The 18,021-nt window shown below is 59.9% G+C and carries 19 protein-coding genes and 3 pseudogenes; 10 read left to right on the top strand and 12 right to left on the bottom strand.

The genetic code is table 11. The annotated features are described in order from the left end of the window. Positions 1-467: 467 nt before the first annotated feature. The gene (locus FQ755_RS22225) at positions 468-797 is read right to left on the bottom strand and encodes a helix-turn-helix domain-containing protein (RefSeq protein WP_144157128.1); all 330 of its coding nucleotides are present in this window, start codon (positions 795-797) and stop codon (positions 468-470) included. A gap of 41 nt (positions 798-838) precedes the next feature. Between FQ755_RS22225 and FQ755_RS22230 the strand changes: the two genes are divergently transcribed. Genes FQ755_RS22230 through FQ755_RS22240 form a run of 3 tightly spaced genes read left to right on the top strand, consistent with a single transcriptional unit; the run spans position 839 to position 3,124 of the window. After that, a complete protein-coding gene (locus FQ755_RS22230; RefSeq protein ID WP_144157130.1) occupies positions 839-1,120 on the top strand; it encodes a DUF4031 domain-containing protein in 282 nt (93 codons plus the stop codon). A 31-nt stretch (positions 1,121-1,151) separates the two neighbouring features. Next, positions 1,152-2,456 (top strand): nucleoside triphosphate pyrophosphohydrolase family protein, encoded by a 1,305-nt coding sequence (locus FQ755_RS22235; RefSeq protein WP_222105768.1) that lies wholly within the window; start codon positions 1,152-1,154, stop codon positions 2,454-2,456. Further along, the gene (locus tag FQ755_RS22240; RefSeq protein WP_144157132.1) at positions 2,453-3,124 is read left to right on the top strand and encodes a uracil-DNA glycosylase; all 672 of its coding nucleotides are present in this window, start codon (positions 2,453-2,455) and stop codon (positions 3,122-3,124) included. Before FQ755_RS22235 ends, FQ755_RS22240 begins: the two co-directional genes overlap by 4 nt. A 15-nt stretch (positions 3,125-3,139) precedes the next feature. Here the strand turns inward: FQ755_RS22240 and FQ755_RS22245 are convergent, their stop codons facing one another. From FQ755_RS22245 to FQ755_RS22275, 8 genes and pseudogenes are all read right to left on the bottom strand, one after another. Beyond that, positions 3,140-3,961, bottom strand: coding sequence for a hypothetical protein (locus FQ755_RS22245; protein ID WP_144157134.1), 822 nt, complete (start codon positions 3,959-3,961; stop codon positions 3,140-3,142). A 2-nt stretch (positions 3,962-3,963) separates the two neighbouring features. Further along, positions 3,964-4,599, bottom strand: a complete 636-nt coding sequence (locus FQ755_RS22250; protein ID WP_144157136.1) for a C1 family peptidase — start codon at positions 4,597-4,599, stop codon at positions 3,964-3,966. Further along, positions 4,599-5,675, bottom strand: coding sequence for an ImmA/IrrE family metallo-endopeptidase (locus FQ755_RS22255; RefSeq protein WP_144157138.1), 1,077 nt, complete (start codon positions 5,673-5,675; stop codon positions 4,599-4,601). The genes FQ755_RS22250 and FQ755_RS22255 overlap by 1 nt, the downstream gene beginning before the upstream one ends. After that, complete coding sequence (locus FQ755_RS22260) at positions 5,672-6,040, bottom strand: helix-turn-helix domain-containing protein (protein WP_144157140.1); 369 nt, start codon at positions 6,038-6,040, stop codon at positions 5,672-5,674. Before FQ755_RS22260 ends, FQ755_RS22255 begins: the two co-directional genes overlap by 4 nt. Next, the gene (locus FQ755_RS22265; RefSeq protein ID WP_144157142.1) at positions 6,037-6,360 is read right to left on the bottom strand and encodes a hypothetical protein; all 324 of its coding nucleotides are present in this window, start codon (positions 6,358-6,360) and stop codon (positions 6,037-6,039) included. Before FQ755_RS22265 ends, FQ755_RS22260 begins: the two co-directional genes overlap by 4 nt. 103 nt (positions 6,361-6,463) lie before the next feature. Beyond that, positions 6,464-6,565: pseudogene (locus tag FQ755_RS38760) on the bottom strand (hypothetical protein); the annotation flags it as partial. Positions 6,566-6,662: 97 nt separating this feature from the next. Next, on the bottom strand, positions 6,663-7,562 hold the full coding sequence (locus FQ755_RS22270) for a LysR family transcriptional regulator (RefSeq protein ID WP_144157144.1): 900 nt from the start codon (positions 7,560-7,562) through the stop codon (positions 6,663-6,665). Positions 7,563-7,649: 87 nt separating this feature from the next. Beyond that, positions 7,650-8,348, bottom strand: a complete 699-nt coding sequence (locus FQ755_RS22275) for a gamma-glutamylcyclotransferase (RefSeq protein WP_260858789.1) — start codon at positions 8,346-8,348, stop codon at positions 7,650-7,652. 279 nt (positions 8,349-8,627) lie between these two features. Between FQ755_RS22275 and FQ755_RS38765 the strand changes: the two genes are divergently transcribed. Beyond that, positions 8,628-9,056, top strand: a complete 429-nt coding sequence (locus FQ755_RS38765) for an ArsR/SmtB family transcription factor (protein WP_409937535.1) — start codon at positions 8,628-8,630, stop codon at positions 9,054-9,056. Positions 9,057-9,139: 83 nt separating this feature from the next. Then, positions 9,140-9,625 (top strand): chlorite dismutase family protein, encoded by a 486-nt coding sequence (locus FQ755_RS22285; RefSeq protein WP_260858790.1) that lies wholly within the window; start codon positions 9,140-9,142, stop codon positions 9,623-9,625. Between the two features lie 49 nt (positions 9,626-9,674). On the opposite strand, the gene FQ755_RS22290 is transcribed toward FQ755_RS22285, so the two are convergent. Next, positions 9,675-10,238, bottom strand: a complete 564-nt coding sequence (locus tag FQ755_RS22290; protein ID WP_144157146.1) for a carboxymuconolactone decarboxylase family protein — start codon at positions 10,236-10,238, stop codon at positions 9,675-9,677. Positions 10,239-10,351: 113 nt separating this feature from the next. On the opposite strand from FQ755_RS22290, the gene FQ755_RS22295 reads away from it, so the two are divergent. Both FQ755_RS22295 and FQ755_RS22300 read left to right on the top strand, forming a co-directional pair. After that, positions 10,352-11,263, top strand: coding sequence for an SDR family NAD(P)-dependent oxidoreductase (locus FQ755_RS22295; RefSeq protein ID WP_260858791.1), 912 nt, complete (start codon positions 10,352-10,354; stop codon positions 11,261-11,263). 91 nt (positions 11,264-11,354) lie between these two features. Then, positions 11,355-12,548, top strand: a complete 1,194-nt coding sequence (locus FQ755_RS22300) for an MFS transporter (RefSeq protein WP_260858792.1) — start codon at positions 11,355-11,357, stop codon at positions 12,546-12,548. A gap of 588 nt (positions 12,549-13,136) precedes the next feature. On the opposite strand, the pseudogene FQ755_RS22310 reads toward FQ755_RS22300, so the two are convergent. Then, positions 13,137-14,080 (bottom strand): annotated as a pseudogene (locus FQ755_RS22310) (LysR family transcriptional regulator). A 167-nt stretch (positions 14,081-14,247) separates the two neighbouring features. On the opposite strand from FQ755_RS22310, the gene FQ755_RS22315 reads away from it, so the two are divergent. The 3 genes and pseudogenes from FQ755_RS22315 (at position 14,248) to FQ755_RS22325 (ending at position 16,646) form a co-directional block, all read left to right on the top strand. Continuing rightward, a complete protein-coding gene (locus tag FQ755_RS22315; RefSeq protein WP_144157148.1) occupies positions 14,248-15,831 on the top strand; it encodes an MFS transporter in 1,584 nt (527 codons plus the stop codon). Positions 15,832-15,922: 91 nt separating this feature from the next. Beyond that, positions 15,923-16,227, top strand: a pseudogene (locus FQ755_RS22320) (tyrosine-type recombinase/integrase); the annotation flags it as partial. A 152-nt stretch (positions 16,228-16,379) separates the two neighbouring features. After that, entirely contained in the window at positions 16,380-16,646 is a 267-nt protein-coding gene (locus tag FQ755_RS22325; protein WP_144157150.1) for a hypothetical protein, read from the top strand. A 134-nt stretch (positions 16,647-16,780) separates the two neighbouring features. On the opposite strand, the gene FQ755_RS22330 is transcribed toward FQ755_RS22325, so the two are convergent. Beyond that, positions 16,781-17,632, bottom strand: a complete 852-nt coding sequence (locus tag FQ755_RS22330; RefSeq protein WP_144157152.1) for a helix-turn-helix transcriptional regulator — start codon at positions 17,630-17,632, stop codon at positions 16,781-16,783. Positions 17,633-18,021: the final 389 nt, after the last annotated feature.

The following is an 18,021-nucleotide window of genomic DNA, read 5'->3' on the forward strand; positions in this document are numbered from 1 at the left end:
GCACGCCGGTCATGAAGACCAGGCCGAATGCGAGCAGATATTCAAAAGGGGAAGGATAGGTAGGCATCACGGCTCCCGGGGAGGATTCGCCAGCACGGCATTGCGCGGGCGGAGTGGGCAGGCTGTTGCCGTGCTCGGGGCAGTGATATAGGTCTATCTTTCGTTTGAATCGGGATCGTTTGCATGCCTCCTATAGCTTCCGTCTCAGTCGACCTGAAGCGGCCCTTCGCAAACCCGAACAGCTTGCCCGAAACCAGACGTTCGGGCGCGCCCGAGTGAGTCGATTCCGCTGCGTAGCCGGCGACGTGAACGAACTAGTCTAGCTACATGCTGCGGACGACTCACACTGTGAGCCGGGGCGCTGAAACGACTGCTCCTTGGGAAGCGAGCAGCCGATTTCTCCCATTGCTCGAATCTCTCAGGAAGTGGATCGCGCGTGGGCGAAATCTTGCCGTGCTTGCACGGCGTCACATTAGCCGCTCGAGCGCGTCGACGAACGCGGTAGCTGCCTCGGCATGACGATTGGAGCGCTTGATGATCGCCGCGAACCGCTCGACAACCCCTTGGGGCTCCGAGGGCGAACTAACGGCCTCAAGCTTTTGCAAAGCTGCAAGCAACTTTTGCAAATTGCCGCTATCCCTTTTCATCTGGCCGTTTTCGAAGCGCGATAGTTGGCCGACGTTCACGGAAGTGATCTCGGCGATTTCCGTAAGCGTCTTTCCGAGGGATTTTCGCCGCTCACGAAGCTCTGCGCCAAGCGCCTTCGGATCGGCGACAGGCTTGCGTCGCTGTTTCATTTTGCATATAATTATGCAAATAAGTTTGCGAGAAAGCAAGTATGGCCATCTACGTTGACGACGAGCTGATTCCCTGGCGCGGTAAGCTCTGGTGCCACTTGGTAGCCGACACCCTTCCGGAACTGCATGCCTTCGCGCACCGATTGGGACTTCGCCAAGCCTGGTTCCAGGCGAAGTCTGCTTATCCACACTACGACGTGACGGTCAGCGTACGTGACCGCGCATTGGCCATGGGCGCTAGCATGGGCGATCGTCAGACCATCATCACGTGTGCAAAGCTCCTCAAACACGAGCTAAGATCAGAAGAACAGGCTGCGTCTTAGTCCTGACACCGATGTGGGGCGGGGACAACGTATGAAGAATTCTGGAAGCGCAGGCAACAGCCAGCCGCCGATGTCATTGCAGGCGTATCAGGCTCGAGCGGACGAGGCCAATCAGTTCAAAGGTAAGCCTGATGCGCTCAGCCAGCTGAGGTTTGGTCTCTTCGGCGAGGTGGGCGGCCTGCTCGCTGCAGTGAAGAAGTCGTATCGCGACTTCGGCATGGCCCAGCAGGCGGTCGTCAAGGAAGAACTCGGTGACTGCTTTTGGTACTTGACCGAGGTCTCTGTCGAGTATGGGCACGCGCTGCCCGAGGTCGGAGCGGCGGGACTGATCGAATTGCAACGCCGGTTCAGCGTCTCCAGTCCGCCGTCAATGAGGCAACTCACGTTCTTGCCGTTCGATGGCGTCCACGCAATGTGCCATGAGCAGCTCCCCGCGCTCGACCGCACCAAACAGTTGTCCGACCTCGGCAGCCACGTCGGACAACTCATGAGCATCACCGGCACGCCGGATCTCGTGAGTTCGACGCCCTTGGCGTTGCTCGCCGAACTCTTGGCCGACCTAGTGACCGTAGCGTGGATGTTCGACCTACGATTCGCCGATGTGGTCAGTGCCAATCTTGCGAAATTCGAATCCCGTTGGCCACAGGGGCGCGCACAGTACACCGCCCCGTTTGACAGTACGTCGCCCCCCCATGAGCGATTCGAGCGCAAATTTGATGTGAATTTCATTGAGCGCTTCTATCACGAGGGCCAAGAAAATGAGCGGCCGTACGTCATTCAGCAAATACGAGGGGTCAACATTGGCGACCGCCTGACGGACAACCGCACAGAGCCCGACGGCTACCGATTTCACGATGTATTCCACCTTGCCTACATCGCGCATCTGGGGTGGTCGCCGGTCATCCGGGCCTTGTTAAAACTTAAGCGCAAGAGCGATCCGAAGCTTGATGAGAATGAGGACGGCGCCAGGGCCGCAATCATCGAAGAAGGTATCGCGACATGGATCTTCAATCACGCCGACCATCGTGATTTCTATGAGAACACCGAGGTCGGCAAGCTCGAATACGGCTTGCTCAAGCAGGTGCAAGACATGGTCGAAGGCTACGAAGTCGCGGCCTGCCCGCTTTGGCAATGGGAGCAGGCCATCCTCGAGGGTTTCAAGGTTTTCCGACAATTGCGCGACGCCGGCAGTGGCATCGTCACCGTCGACATGGACGCGCATTCCATCACCTTCACCCCTCTCGAATTGCCGCCTGAGGCCGTCCTGCCGCCGAAGCCGCGTCGACCAAGGGAGATCGGTGCTACTTTGCCTCTCAAACCAGAGACGAGATCATGACTCCACGAGCATTCGTCGCCGCACTCGCGGACGTCCAATTACACGATGTCTTTAATCCCTATCGCGACCATTGTGACGTACACGATCTAGCCAATGCGCCTGCGATGCGACGCAAGAATCTGCGCGACTATCTCGCTGCCGTCGAGAGTCTGGGCACGGACACGATCTGGATGGGCCGCGACCTCGGGTACCGGGGCGGCCGGCGCACCGGTTTAGCACTCACAGATGAAGCGCGACTGCCAATGTTTGCGGCGTACTATCCAGGGGTCGTGCCGAGCAAGGCCACGAAAGGTCCATCGGTTGCCGAACGTACCGCAGCCGAGATCTGGGCGGTGCTTGCACGCCTGGAGCGACCGCCGCTGCTTTGGAACGTATTCCCGTTCCATCCGCACGATCCGGACGATCCGATGACTAACAGGCGGTTTGCTGCACGCGAACTATCGGAGGTCACCGATCTCAACCGAACGCTCATCACTTGGCTGGGCATTCGACGCATTGTGTGCATCGGGCAAGATGCCACGGCGTATGCGGCGACCTTCGGTGTCGAAGTGGAGTGTGTCCGCCATCCCAGCTACGGAGGCGTCACCGAGTTCCGGCAAGGCATGCAACGCATCTATGGCAACGAAATGAAGCCGGTTGAGGCTTCACCGCAAGTCGCGCTGTTTTGAGGGCTTGCCGAAACGTCACGCGTTTATGACGGCGTTCGTCGCCTCTACGCCGCCCCATTCGATCACATCGAGTTCCGCGTGCGTCGACAGGCAGCTGAGCGTTCCCACCTCGAGACCGCTCTCCTTCGCGACGAAGGACAGGAGTTGCCCCAAGCCGATTAGGTTGCCGAGCGCTCGTGCGCAGTAGTGATGCGCACGGTAAATCGCAGTCAGGTCGACAGCGTGGCCCTCGCCGCGGGGCACGCGTTTGAAGCTCAGATGCGAGAGGCAAGGAAGGCCTAGCCACTCCCGCATGTCGAAGGCCGGGTCGTATGTCGGTACATCCCCGCCAGCGTCAGTCTGAAGCTGCAGGTCTTCCTCGGGGTCAGCCACGCTCAACTCATACGTTGCAACGAACGAGACCTTCTTTCCATCCTTCCGCTGAGGCTGGCCTTCGGCGGCCAGCTTGTTCACCAGGTAATCGAGGGGATTAATCGTCGTGCCGGGCTCTCTGCCCGGCCGTTCGATCATCCGATGCGCGTAAGTACCCCAGGTGTTGGCCTTCTGTCCCCGCTTGAGCATCTCCTTGTACTTCTCGTAGTACCCCGGGCGTCCATACTGCTGGTACATCGCGACCGGAAAGATGGTCCCCGCGACGGTCCGCAGGGTTAGATTCTTATGGGCTAGCGCCTGATCGACCCTGACCATCACTGCGTGGTCGTCCTCGGTCAGATCCAGAGGATGGGTGATCTCTAGCAGCAGGTTTTTCGCATGCCGTCCTCGCTGCGCGTTCAGATGACGTGCAGCGGCCAGCCAGGTGGGAACAATGCGTTCGTGGGTGTGGAACAGCGTAGCCATGGTTAGATCAGGAAGCCTTCAACGAGGAGGATGTCAAGGAGCGCCATGGGCATCCAGGCGTGACCCGCGAGGCCCCACGATGCTCCCCAGGAATTGCGCAAGAGCACGTGGCCTTCACCGGTGTCGGAGCTGATGCCCACTCCAACACCAACGACGGCATGGTACTGATCTGGAAGGACAAAAGGATCGAAATCAATGACGCCGTCCTTAGGGGCCGTGAGCGCTTGGCAAACTTGGACGACCAGGCCGACGGGTTTTCCACCGGTCAAGTGCGTTACCACTTCTGCTGCCGTCATGTCTTGCCGACGCGCTGACGGGGAAGCGTACAGCTCGAACTCACCCGTCGGCTCGGCGAGAGGTGTGTCGTGACTGTCCTGCTGGTAAGGATAGAGCGTCTCGAGCGGCTGGCCCGGAGCGCAAATCGCGCCGAGGACATGGTCCATCTGGAAGCCGCGGCCCGGCTGCCAGTCACCAGACAGCTTTGCGGCGTAATGGCAGAGGAACTCAGCGCTCAGATGCGCGATGCCCTTGGCTGCGGCATTAAGGTCAGATCCAGCGAAGACCAGGCAGGTGGGTCGCTGCCCCTGGTCCCGAGCGATGCCTATGCTGGCTGAGAGATCGATTTGAGTCGTGATCATCAGGCGCGCTGCGTCCTCGCCAATCGCCGATCACGCTCGGGCTGGGGCAAGCCGTCCTCGAGCCGTTCGAACTCCGCGAACAAGCTGAGTTGATGGATGGCGGCCTGCTCCGGATGCCACGGTGCACGTTCGCTGAGCGAAATCGTTCTCTTCCTCGACTCCAACGTCGGTACAACCTCACTGTCATTGCCGTCGCCAGGAGATAGCAACTCGAGAGAGGTCGTCAGCTCGTAGCGCAGCGTCGAACCGTCACCGCCAACGGTGATTTCTGCCCCACGGCGCGGAGGCACGTGGCGCGCGTCGCGCACAAATGGTTTGAGCAAGAAACCCTCGCTTTGGGCTTCGTCGACTGACCAGAGGCGCCCCGCGCCGGCGTGGTTGGGCAGGTCGAAAACCATTTGGTCGCCCAGACCCGGCTCAAGGACGCGGTCCCGGTCCGCGTCCGTCAGCATCCAGACGTCGCTTCGAGAGTTGTTGGGAGCAGTGCCTCCGAGGATGTCGCGCTTGAGCGTGATCGGCTGGACCTCGACGATCCCGAGCGCCTCCGAGACGGTCAAGTGGCCTAGACGATTGAGCGACCACACCATGGCCTTGTAGCTCATGCCCAGTCGCAACGACATCTGATAGACGACGGACGGATTGCGCAAGCTGTCGCGGCCCCAGCGTTGGCGGCGCATCGTCTGCGCAACCAGCCAAGAAGGTGCCAGCAGGGCGTACGCGAATTGATTCGCGGTGCGCTCAACAAGTGCTGCATTCTTTGAGACGTCAACCGTCGTATCGGCGGTGCTTTCGTGCCCGAGCGCGAAATGGCCGAGTTCGTGGGCGCAAGTCATGTGCACTAGGCCGCGCGGACGGTCCCAATTGACGATGATTCCAGGTGTTCCGTCCTCCAGCAGAAATCCGCCGAGCAGGAGTTCGAATTTCCGATACATGACAACGACGTCCGAGGCTGACGCAATGTGCTCGGCGTCGATCCGGGTGTAGCCCGCTTCGATGCGTTTTTTGGCTTCGAATTCCTCGAGAACTTCGGCCGCTCGGCGCGCCGCGGCCATCAGGGCGTCGTCGTCGGCCTTCATGGCGCGCGCCTCTTGGATTTCGGCGAGTTCTTCAGAAATGCCGCAAAGCGGGCAAGCTCGTCCATGTCGCTGTCAGACATGCCCTTTGTTGCGCGCGCAAGGAAAGCAACGCGTGTATCGTCGGCGGGAGCGTTTCCCGTCAACAAGTAGTCCACGGTTCTGCCGTACAGCTCGCTCAGCTTGTTTAACTCGAACGCCTCGACTTTTCGGGTGCCGGATTCAATATGACCTACAGCTGGCCGGGAAACCGAGAGCGCGAACGCCACCTCTTCCTGCGAGAGGCCGACGTACTCCCGAGCTTCCCTCAGACGCCGGCCCAGCTGCATTCGGTCTGGCTCCTCGGGGCCGCCAGTTACGCGGCTCATGACTTCGACTTCTTGGCTACATAGGCCAGTGCAGTCGCGCCAAGCTTGTTGACGAATTCATCCTTCGTCTTGTAGCCGCCAGCCTGAATGATGGAATTTGGTAGCTTCATCCCGGTGATCTTGTCCAAGGTCACTAATACCTCGACCGCGATCATGGATTCGACTGGGCCGACGAGCTCATCTACTGTGGTCGCCGCTCCGTCTTCCGCGGGAATCGCGTGCTCCTCCCAAAAATCTTCCAATGCGGCCTTGATCTTATCTGCCAGTTCACTCATCTCGGCCTCCAATAAATCGACATTCAATGTACGAAAATCGTACATCAAGAATCCAGCGGGCGCAAGCGATCGACGACGTGCAGTTACACTGCGGACGTTCGGTGCCCAGAACCACATGCGTTGGAAACAACTTTCAGCGCATCGAACGACGCGGCCCCTGGTCGGTCGCCAGCCAGAAATCGACTTCCGTGCTGGCGCTGGTATCGCGCCATTGGCGCGTGAGGAGGAAGCCTTGTTGAAGCTCGGTCAAACCGAAATCCAGATGTATACGTTCCGGGGGTTATTGTGCATCGAATAGACCATCCGACCTCGTCGCCGTTTTTCTTGGCGGTGAGAATGTCGTGCGGTTATAGGCTTGACCCAAGCCCTTTGATAATCGCCTCCGTAAAAGCGACGAATGCACGCGCCTTGGCGCTTACCATCTTTCCTGAGGGATAGACGGCCCACATTGACATCGAGGGCAGGTTCCAGTCGGTGAGGGCAGCGGTGAGCTGTCCGTTGGCCAGTTCATGGGCAAACATCCACTCGGATGAAATGGATAGACCCAAACCGGAGAGCACGGCTGCGCGGACGCCTTCACCCGAGGAAATGCGCAGGCGTCCAGCGACCGTCGCAGTGACTTCGGACGCGCCGCGCTGAAACAGCCAGGTATGGGTACTGCCACGATGGTCGAAAACGATGGCCTGATGATTGGCGAGGTCGGCGGGAGTCAGGGGTTCAGGGTTTCGCGAGAAATATTCCGGGGTGCCGACAACGAGGCGCTTGCATTCACCGAGTTTCCTCGCCGTCATGCTGGAATCGCTCAAATCGCCGGTGCGCAGCGCGACATCTACCCCCTCTTCCTGAAGATCGACACGACGGTCGTCCAGGATCATGTCGAGTTCGATGTTCGGATGCACATCCAGGAACGAGTCGATTACTGGCACGAGATGCAGGCGTGCGAACGTCACGGGCGCACAAATACGCAGGCGACCGGAGAGATCCGAGCTATTGGCGCTTACGGATAGTTCCGCGGCATCCGCGTCCTGAATGACCTGTTTGATACGTTCATAGAACTGCAGACCGGCGTCCGTCGGCGTCAGTCCACGGCTGGAGCGTAGTAACAGGCGCGTGCCGAGTCGCTGTTCCAGCACGGCGACAGTCTTGGATACGGCGGGTTGGCCGATGCCGAGTTTTCTTGCCGCCGCGGAGAACGATCCTGTCTCCACCACGCTGGCAAAGGTTTCCATGGCCGTCAGACGATCCATTTTGCTCCTCGATGTCGGTCAGTACACATTTGCCGGGTGTTCCGGGTACGCCACGACGGATAAAGGCGGCGAATCAGTCCGGAGAGTCTAAGGTAGCGATCGTGCGCTGTCAGCATGGCTCGAATTCCTGTCAGGTTGCAGTACCTGGGCAAGTGCGGTGACGTATGCATCCTGAAGCGCATGCAGACGCAACGCGGTATCGAGCTTTAGTACGTATTCCGAGTTTGAACCGAGCGGTCCGCTTGCGCCGAGAATAGCGCTGGCAACCGTGGCAACGGACGTGTCGATACGGTGCTGCGGGTGATCCGGATTCGCGATGAAGACGAGCGCCATGATGGATTGATCATTATCGAGCCGGACCGGCTGCCACATCGGGATGTACGCGCCAGTCGGCATTTCCCGATACCAGACGAGTCGCAACTCATGCTCATGCATGGCATCCGCAAGCCGAAACACGATGCCTTGCGTCGTGCCTCCAGGTTCCAGTGCAAGCATTCTTCCCGGAGCCGCAGGGGTCGCGCGTCCCGCAACGGTCTCAATACAGAAACTGCGGCTGAATCCCGGCAATGTAGCGCGCGAAGTCTGCGTGTAGTTGATCAGGGGGTTCCAGATCAGGGAGCCATATCCAAACAACCAGATATCCGAACCGACTGGGCGGACACGCAAAGTTTGCTGCAGGGACCGCTCGATCTGTTCCGAACTCCAGCGGAGATTGGCCGGAAGCGATTCGAACAGGTCGAGGTATCGTCCGGAGGCGAGCGAGCTTCTGTTCAGTATGGTGGTCATCGGGAAGTTGCACCGCACTGATCGCTGAACGTTTTGCGCATACGGGATTCGGTAAGTAATGTGACTTGAGCCACGACTCTACGTGTTCATCCACAGGTCAGCTACGTCGCAGAATACATACGCTGTATTCCGCTTGGGCATGACGGTGCAACCGAATGAATTCCGGGCGCTGCGACCGGATATTCCGGCGGGGAATGTGGAGTATTCCTGACGAGGTAATGCCGTCCGGTTCTACCCGCGTATACAGTGGCGGAGCGTGACTGGATACGCACGTCATTCATGCTGAAAATCTCGGGAGACAACTGGACGATGCCTGCGGACACGATCAATATCGACGCGATTCTGAAGGCACTGACTCATCCATTCAGACGGCAGGTACTGATATGGCTTGCCGATCCCGAAGCCTATTTTCCCGTGCGGGATCACTTGTCCTCGGCCGGTGTTCCGGCTGGGATCATCGGCATGCGTAGCGGCTTGTCGCAATCGACGGTCTCAGTGCATCTGGCTCAGCTCGAACAAGCGAGATTGGTCGTTACGAAACGACTCGGGCAGTGGGTGCTGCTGTCCCGAAACGAGTCAGTGATCCATGATTTTGCCGACTGGGTCGACGCCACAGTCGCAGATGGAATCGAACGGCATCGCTTGCGGTCACGATCGATCACGCAGCGTCGACAGTCTCGTGCCGCCAAGCGTAATCTGGGTACATGATGGAGACGATAGTGGAGCAACGTTTATCGATATTCGTTGAGGACCCGGCGGGTCCCTGGCATGTTGTGGCACAGCACGCGATCGTGGGGGATCCATTGCCCGCGATCGAAGGGCTGGGCGTTTACGCACAACCGAATCCGCACGTGCAGGACGCGGGTCGCTGGATGCTGCGTGGCATCGCGAGCAACGAACGCTACGCTACGCGTGACGAGAAGACGCGCCTTGTAGCAGCACAGGAAGGGTTGGGGCGACCGGAATCGACCCGCGCGGTGCTGATTCCAATCCGGAAGAATGCCCAATGGTGGGCGCTCACACAAGACGAACGCCGGGCGATTTTTGAGGCGCGTTCGAGCCATATCTCGACTGGACTTCGCTATCTGCCCGCGGTTGCGAGAAAGCTCTATCACTGTCGCGACCTGTCGGATACCGAGCCATTCGACTTTCTTACATGGTTCGAATTCGCACCCGAAGACGAACCGCATTTCGACAATCTGCTTGCAGAGTTGCGAGCGTCAGCCGAATGGGACTACGTTGGACGTGAGGTAGAAATCCGGCTAACGCGGCGCTAGGGGTGCTCTGACAGATTCCGCCCTTGCAGGGCGGAATGCCGTTCGACGATCAGGCCTTGGCGACGGGCTTTTTCCACTCGTTGCCGGCCATGAAGCCGTCGTTCTGCGTATGAGCGATGTGGTTGGTGTAGTTGCTGATCGTCTTGGTCGCGACGCCAAGCACGACTTCAAGCGCGTTGCGGCGCGTGTAGCCGGCGGCCAGGAACGCATCCGTGTCTTGATCCGAGACCCAGCCACGATTGCGCACGATCTTGGTCGTGAAGCTGTGAAGCGCTTCGAGCTTGGCGTCGGGGATTGCCTGGCCGGCACGAACGGCGTTGATGACGGCCTCGTCGATTTTGAACATCTTCGAAAGCGTCGTATGACCAGCCATGCAGTACCGGCATTCGTTTTCGAAGCTGACCGTCAGATAGACCAGTTGTTGTTCCGTGGCCGAGAACGTGGTTTTTGCGAACAGATCCCAGAGCGCGCCGTATGCTGCCAGCAGCTCCGGCGATTCAGCCATGTTGCCGGACAGGTTCGGAATAAAGCCGAAGTTCTTCTTTACGTCTTCGAGTGCTGCCTTCGATGCTTCCGGTGCGTTTTCAGCGGTGTATGTCGTGAAGTGAGTCATGTGTAGCTCCTTGAGTTTCCCGTGCCGGATGACGTCGGGTTGGAGCGCATGATCCATTGCCAAAGCGCCGCGCGGTAGCGGGTAGGTCGGCATACAGACTATTCTCTGGCGGAATGCTCGAACAGGTTCTTCCTCCTATTCTTGGCGGGAATGCGGACTATTCCTTTCTCACGGCTACTGGCCTGGTCTCGACTTCGGTAGCGTACCGGTCTATGCCGATAAGGCGCCACCGAAAGTCAACGAAGGAAGATTCTGCAATGGAAAAAGCTCTGGAAAACAAATTGGCGCTCGTAACTGGGGCATCGCGCGGAATGGGGGCGGCGATGGCCATCCGTCTGGCCAGCCTGGGCGCTTCGGTCATCGTCAACTATGCCGCGAGTCCGGCGCGTGCTGAAGCGGTTGTCGACGAGATTCGTCGTGCAGGTGGAAAGGCGGAAGCGGTCAAGGCTGATCTCAGTACGCTGGAAGGCGTGACTGATCTCGCCAATGCTGTCGATTCTGTTTTCGGCGGCGCGTTTGCCGGCCGGCTCGATATCCTGATCAACAATGCCGGTACGGTCGAATTCGGCCCGTTCCTGGAGTCGTCGGATGCATCCTACGACAAGCATTTCAATCTCAATGTCCGCGGTCCGATCGAGCTGACGAAGAAGCTCGCTCCGCGCATGGTCAAGGCGGGTTGGGGGCGCATCATCAACATCAGCTCTGCATTCGGTGAGGCTGCGCCAATGGCCGGCGTCACGATGTATGTCGCAACCAAGTTTGCTTTGCACGGCTTCACGCGCGGTCTGTCGAGAGAGCTTGGGCCGCACGGCGTGACGGTCAACGGTATCCAGCCCGGACCGATTGCAACTGAGCTTGCGCCTCAACCCGGCACGCCAGGATACGACGCGAACAAGGCGCTCACCAGTGTCGGCCGTTACGGCAAGGTCGAGGAAATTGCGGCTGCCGCAGCGTTCCTGTGCAGTCCGGAGGCCTCCTTCGTCAACGGCGAGAATCTGACGGTCGACGGCGGCTGGAACGCCTGATCCGCAAGCGTACGGAGGCTCGGGAGCGGGTATTCCGTACGCCGCTACATTGAGCCATCCGCACGACAAAAAAGATCAACAAGGCCTTGCCATGATGGAACGGGTATCAGGTATTTGCGCAGACGCGCTGGATCGCAGCGATCGCATGCCCTGGTCGGCATTGCTTGCCCTTGCGACGGCTGCGTTCGTCACCATTCTGACCGAAGCGCTGCCGGCGGGTGTATTGTCGCAGATTGCCGCCAGCCTGCGGGTTTCCGAATCGCTGGCCGGACAGTTCGTGACGTTCTATGCACTGGGTTGCGTGGTTGCCACCATTCCGCTGGCCCAGGCTGTCCGCCGCTACCGGCAGCGGAGCGTGATACTCGTCGCTATCGCGGGTTTTGCCATCGTGAACGCGGCCACCGCCTTGTCCGACTCTTATCCCTTGACGCTGATTGCCCGTTTTCTCGCCGGTGCCATATCCGGTCTGCTCTGGGCCCAAGTCGCCGGTCAGGCCAGCCGTATCTCTCCCGCGCATCTGCGGGGGCGTGCGATCTCGATTGCCATGCTGGGTATCCCGGCAGCCTTGTCGTTCGGCATTCCGGCGGGGACATTGATCAGTCTGTCGATCGGCTGGCGCGCGACGTTCGGCATCATGAGCGGCGTCTCCTTGCTGCTCATCGGATGGGTGGTGTTCGCCGTTCCGGATCTGCCGCGCGACGAGAGCGTCAAGCATTCGCCGATCTGCAAGGTCATCGGTATAGCCGGGTTTCGTTCGGTTCTTGGCGCGATGGTGTGCTTTGTGCTGGCACATAACGTCCTTTATACCTACATCGCGCCGTTTGTCGCGCCTTCGGGGCTTGCCTCGAATGTCGACGTGGTATTGCTACTATTCGGCGCGGCTGCGCTGGTTGGCATGTTCGCGACCGGCGCGCTGATCGATCGATTTCTCCGGGGACTGACGCTCGCGAGCATTACGCTGTTTTTTGTCGCCACCGTTGCGCTGACAATCTGGAGTACACACCCGACGGTCGTCTATTTCGCGACGGTCGTCTGGGGACTGGCATTTGGCGGTGCTCCGGCGCTCTATCAGACCGCATCGGCGCATGTCAGCGGAGATGACGCGGACGTGGCGCAGTCGATCGTAGTGACGACGTGGAACGCGGCTATTGCAGCTGCAGGAATTCTCGGCGGGCTGATGCTCGATTACCTTGGTGTCGCCGCATTTGCGTGGCCGCTCGCTGGATTGCTGTTTCTGGCATTTGTCGCTGTATTCAGGGCAAGGAAGCGTGGCTTCCCGGGCTAGGGTCATCCTGACTGTCTATGGCGGGCTTCCATTTTCAGGCGCAATCACATGTCGATGCCGCTGAATTGTGTAGCCAATATGCGAATTTGGCGAGGAGGGTCTTGCTTCGCATCGTAAGGTCTAACGTGTCTGAGGGTAGCGGCGCTTCTGATGGGATCCGATGGCGCCTTCATCGGCAGCGACTTTCCAATGGACGGGGGTGTTATCGCTTCGCCCCTGGTTTGGATCGCTGGCACCGCAGTAGAAATCAGTGGGCGGGTCTTACGTCGAAAGTGGCTACAGGCCCGCGATCCCAGACGGCCGAGTTGGGTCCGTTCGGGCCGATCATCGTCGACCGGGTTCGGCCAGAAAGGGGTCATTCGAGATCTAGCCGGCAACCTCCGTTCGCGCGTAGGCTACCGTAGATCGCATTAAAAGCGTCACGATTGCGTCATTAAATGTGTCACCACGCATCTGGCCGCCGACCCGGAGCCAGGGACAATAACTGCCTGGCAACGGCGTGGCTGTGAAGAAGGCCCCGTGGAGGAAAATCATGCCCGCGCGAAGCACAGGAACGGTCGATTGAAGATGGGTCGGCGTTAGTTTGGGCTACCGAGAGGCCCACCGGCGTGGGATGCCGGCCAAGCCCACCGATGCCGACGTGGCATCCAGGCGTTCGGCGAGGTAATCGACGAATACCCGCAGCTTGGGCAGCATATGCCGATTCGTCGGCAAAGCGCGCGGAATACACCCTCCACGGTCGCTGACGATTCCAACACCATGCGCAACTGCCCCCCTAGCAAGGCATCTCGCGCCACGAAGTCCGGCACATAAGCGATCCCTAGTCCTTGGATCGCCGCCGACAGAACAGCTTCAGCATTGTTCAGGACGAGTGGGGTCGCAGAGCCTCCCCCCTGAAGAGGCGAGACGCCGTCGATCAGCCATTCCTGCAACTTGCCGCTCGACTGGTACTTGAATCGCAGGCAAACATGATTTGGGTTGGCGATATCATCGGCGCACAACGGCACGCCATGCCGCGCGAAGTATTCGGGCGATGCGCATACGACGAACCGATAAGGCCCGAGGAGCTTGGTTTTGAGCCGCGAATCGGCCAGATATCCCCCGCGAATGACGACATCGAAGCCTTCTTCGATGACATCGACAAGTCGATCGTTGAAATCCAAATCGAGCTCGACTTCAGGATAGAGCGTGCGAAATTGCGGAATGATCGGTAGCAGTAAGCGATAGCCGATCGCTGGCATGCTCACTCGTAAGCGGCCGCGCGGCGCAATAGTCGCTTTCGATAATTGCGCCTCGGCGTCTTGAATTTCCTGGAGCGCATAGCGACATCGCTCAAAAAAAACCGTCCCTTCTTCGGTCAGGTTGATTTGGCGCGTGCTTCGATAAAAGAGCCGCACACCGAGAGTTTCTTCAAGTCTCGCAACGCTTTTTCCGACGGCCGACGCGGAAATCCCGAGCGCACGCGCAGCGGTGACGAAACTGCGGGCTTCCGCGGCACGGACGAAGGCGACGAGTCCACTGAGCGATTCCATAAAGATGGCCGATTAAGGAATATTTTTCCGGATAGACCGGAATGCGGACTCATTTAAACACAATCGCTTGCCATTTAATATGCCCTCCAACTTGGAGGTCGCTGCGGACAATCGTGCCGACCGCTGCAAACAATGGCAAAACGCAAACTTCGTTCGAGGATTTGGGAATGCGCAACCCAGTTGTAGAAATAAATACTGCAGCCGAGAGGATGTTGATCTTGGCTGCCGTCTGTCTTGCCGGACTATCAATGCCCGTCAGCTTCACCGGGCCGGCCGTCGCGCTGCCAGAGATTGCGCGCGCCTTGGGCGGGTCACCACTCGCGTTGAACTGGGTGACCAATGCCTTCATGCTGGCCTTTGGCAGTTGCCTACTCGTTGCCGGAACCTGTGCTGACCGCTTCGGGAGAAGGCGAGTCTTTCTCTGCGGTACCGTCGGCTTCGCGCTCTCATCGATCATTGCAACACGTGCTTCGAGCATGCTCGCCCTTGACCTGCTGCGCGCGCTGCAAGGCATAGCGAGCGCGACGGCGCTATCGGCCGGCGCCGCCGCTCTCGCGCAAGAGTTCGAAGGTGACGCTCGCACGCGAGCCTTCAGCGTGCTCGGCACGATCTTCGGTGTTGGCCTCGCGTTCGGTCCGATCATCGCGGGTACGCTGATCGCGCACTTCGGCTGGGGCTCGGTGTTCTGGAGCGTCACCGTCATCACACTGATCGCGTTTTCCTTCGGGGCAAAGTGCATTCGCGAGACGCGTGATCCTGGTGCCACGAGCCTCGATCTGCCGGGCGCCGCCACCTTCACGTGCGGCTTGACTCTGTTTACCTACGCGGTGCTGCGCGTACCCGACAGCGGCTGGACCGGCCCGCTCGTGCTGGGCCTGCTCGCTGCATCGGCTGTCATGACGGCGGCGTTCGTTTTTGTCGAAAGTCGAGCGCGCCGCCCAATGCTCGATTTATCACTGTTCCGCTACCCGCGCTTTATCGGAGTGCAGTTTCTCGCAGCCGCTCCGGCCTATTCGTACGTCGTGCTGCTCGTGCTGCTACCGGTTCGCTTCATTGGCATCGAAGGATATGGTCCCGTTGCCGCGGGACAAATGATGTTCGCGCTTTCGGCACCGATGCTCATAATTCCGGTGTTCGCCGGCTATCTCACACGTTGGCTCACAGCTGGCGTAATTTCGGGCGCTGGTCTGCTGTTGTGCGCGTGCGGCCAGCTCTGGCTCGCGCAATGTGCGCCCGGACAGCCGATCGCGCATATGTTGATGGCGATGTTGTTGATCGGCATAGGTGTGAGCTTCCCGTGGGGTTTGATGGACGGCCTCGCTGTCAGCGTCGTTCCCAAAGAGCGCGCCGGTATGGCGACGGGCATCTTCAATACGACACGTGTGGCTGGCGAGGGCATCGCACTTGCCATCGTTTCGGCGCTGCTCGCAAGTTTCATCGAGACGAACCTGCGTGGGGCCGCGTTTGCGGGTGTGGACGCGCAGACTTTAGTCGGGGCGGCCAACCGACTTGTGATGGGCGACCAGCTGACGGCATCGACAATGCTGGCGCATGCTACGACTGCCGAGCTTGTCACGCTTTACGGCGCCGCGTTCCGTTCATTGCTTTACGTCTTGGCGGGCATCACCGTTCTGTCAGCCTTGATGGTATTTGGCTTCCTTAGTCATTCGAAGCTGCCCCATCTGGAGGAGCAAGCGCCGCGCATTGAGCCGGAATTACCGCCTGTTCGATCGGGCACCTTGGTTCAGTGAATATATCCTCTGCCATTTCGGAAACCGCCTGCGCGCAGCGTATTGGCGAATTCGAGCGGAGAATTTACCCCTATGGAGTTGATCCTGTATGCCGCTGATCGGCCACCTTCACGCGTCCGATGGGATCACCGCGCCGCGCCTGAGGGAAATTGTGCGCCGGTTCTTCAATACAGCCGCCGATACCATCGATGCCGACCATGCATCGCTCGCGCGTAAGCTACGTCGCGCGCCGCCGCACTGGATGCGTCATACGCATGCCACGCATGCGCTCGCCGATGGCGCCACGCTGACAACCGTGCGCGACAACCTGCGGCACGCGTCGATCACCACTACTTCGATCTACCAGGATCACGACGAAGTCAGCGTACACGGCAGATCGAGCGCGTCTCCGTGTGACGATCATCGGCATGACCTCACACAAACGGTCGCCATCGTGGTGAACGCGTCTTCAGTATTGCTCATCTAATGCCGCCGGAAATAACCCCGTATCGAGACTCGTCAGTGGGACCGCCGCGCCTACGGCGGGCGCCTGGTTCCGGGGCGACGAAGTGCACAACAAGTTTCCATTCCAGGGCGGCGCTCTGGGCTGGAAATGCATTACCTCGGGCACACCGGGAGTATGGAAAGTGGCCGGCCAGGCCGGCGTGTGGCGTGGCCTGAGCAGCTCACGGCCGAACGCCGCGACGATGGGTGTAGCAAACGACATCGACTGGGCCGGGACGATGTACTTCGATACCACTCTGCTGGCCGCCGGCAAGCCGATCTGGTGGAGCGGGGCGTCGTGGGTCGATGCAAACGGTACCGCCGTCCAGTGACACTTCCCGACGGCGCCACGGCGCGACAGCGCGGCGACCGGGATCAGGCAAGCCATTTATAAAACCGCGCGTGTCACCGCCCCGCCGCTTATCCAGAGTTGAAAATGCCTGAGATCGCTTCGGTCTCAGGCGCCTCACCCCACCGCCGCCGCGCTAGCCACCAACCGCTCAATCGCTCTCTCATCCCCGTCCGTGACCGGCGAAAACACCACCATACTCAACCCCTCCGCGCCACTAACCGCAAACGCCGAATACTCCAAGGTAATCACCCCGGCATCCGGGTGCCGAAAATGTTTCACCCCGCCCCAAAAACTGCTGACTTCGTTCTCGGCATAAAGCCGTCGAAACTCCGCGCTGCTCTCGAGCAATTCAGCCGCAAGCGCATCCGCCTCCGGATCCCCACCCGCCCGCGCGACGTCAATCCGAAACACGCCCACCGCCAGCCGGGCACTCTCCTCCCAATTCTCCTGCGACCCGCGCGCGCCCTTATTGCCGAACAAAAGCCGCAGCACATTCCGCTCGCGCACCGGCAACGCCGCGTAATCAGTCAGCACAGCCGCCGCCGCCGCGTTCCACGCCACCACATCCCAGCTCGGCGTTTTCACAATCGCAGGACTCGTCCGCAGCCCATCCAGCACGCGCTGCAAAGCCGGCGTCACCTGCGCGGCCGCCGCAGGGTGAAGCGGCGGCGGCCGCTGCTGCGCGAGCAAAAACAGCATCTCGCGGCCGGCGGCATCGAGTTCCAGCGCAGGAACCAGCCGCTCCAGCACCTCGTCAGAAGGCGGTCCGCCGCGTCCCTGTTCCAGCCACGTGTACCAGGCGACGCTGACGTTCGCGCGCATCGCCACTTCCTCGCGTCTGAGACCGGGTGTGCGCCGCCGTCCCTGAACATCCGCACCTGGCTGCAGACGCGAGCGGCGATCGCGCAAAAAGCTGCCTAGCGAAGCAACGGGATCGGGACGATCGGTGAGGGTATGGGTTGTCATGATGGCGTATGCCTCCAGCGAGGACGGCCCGAAGGTTGGCGGAAAAATGTGTTCGAAATGAGCTTATCACGCGCGGTGGAGGCGCCTGTCTGCAGCCTGATGCGCCGCACCAGCCGCACCGCTTCGCGACCCAGCTAGACGCATGCACCGCATCCCGTCGCATCGCACAAAAAGCCGCCTGGCGCAAAGCGCGTAAGGGAGGGAGCCCATATGCGCATACGTAAGCGCTAACAAAACCCCAAGTGGCAAACCCGCTCACCCCATTTGAGCGCATCGAACATCGAACCGCACCGGCAGATTGCCTAAACTCTAAAGAGAAAGAAACCGGCGCGCGCTACAACGTGCGCCGGCTTTGGCGCCCACCCGGCTACCCCGGTGAGCGACCTATC

The sequence above is a fragment of the Paraburkholderia sp. BCC1885 genome (assembly GCF_900996235.1).
Classification (GTDB): domain Bacteria; phylum Pseudomonadota; class Gammaproteobacteria; order Burkholderiales; family Burkholderiaceae; genus Paraburkholderia.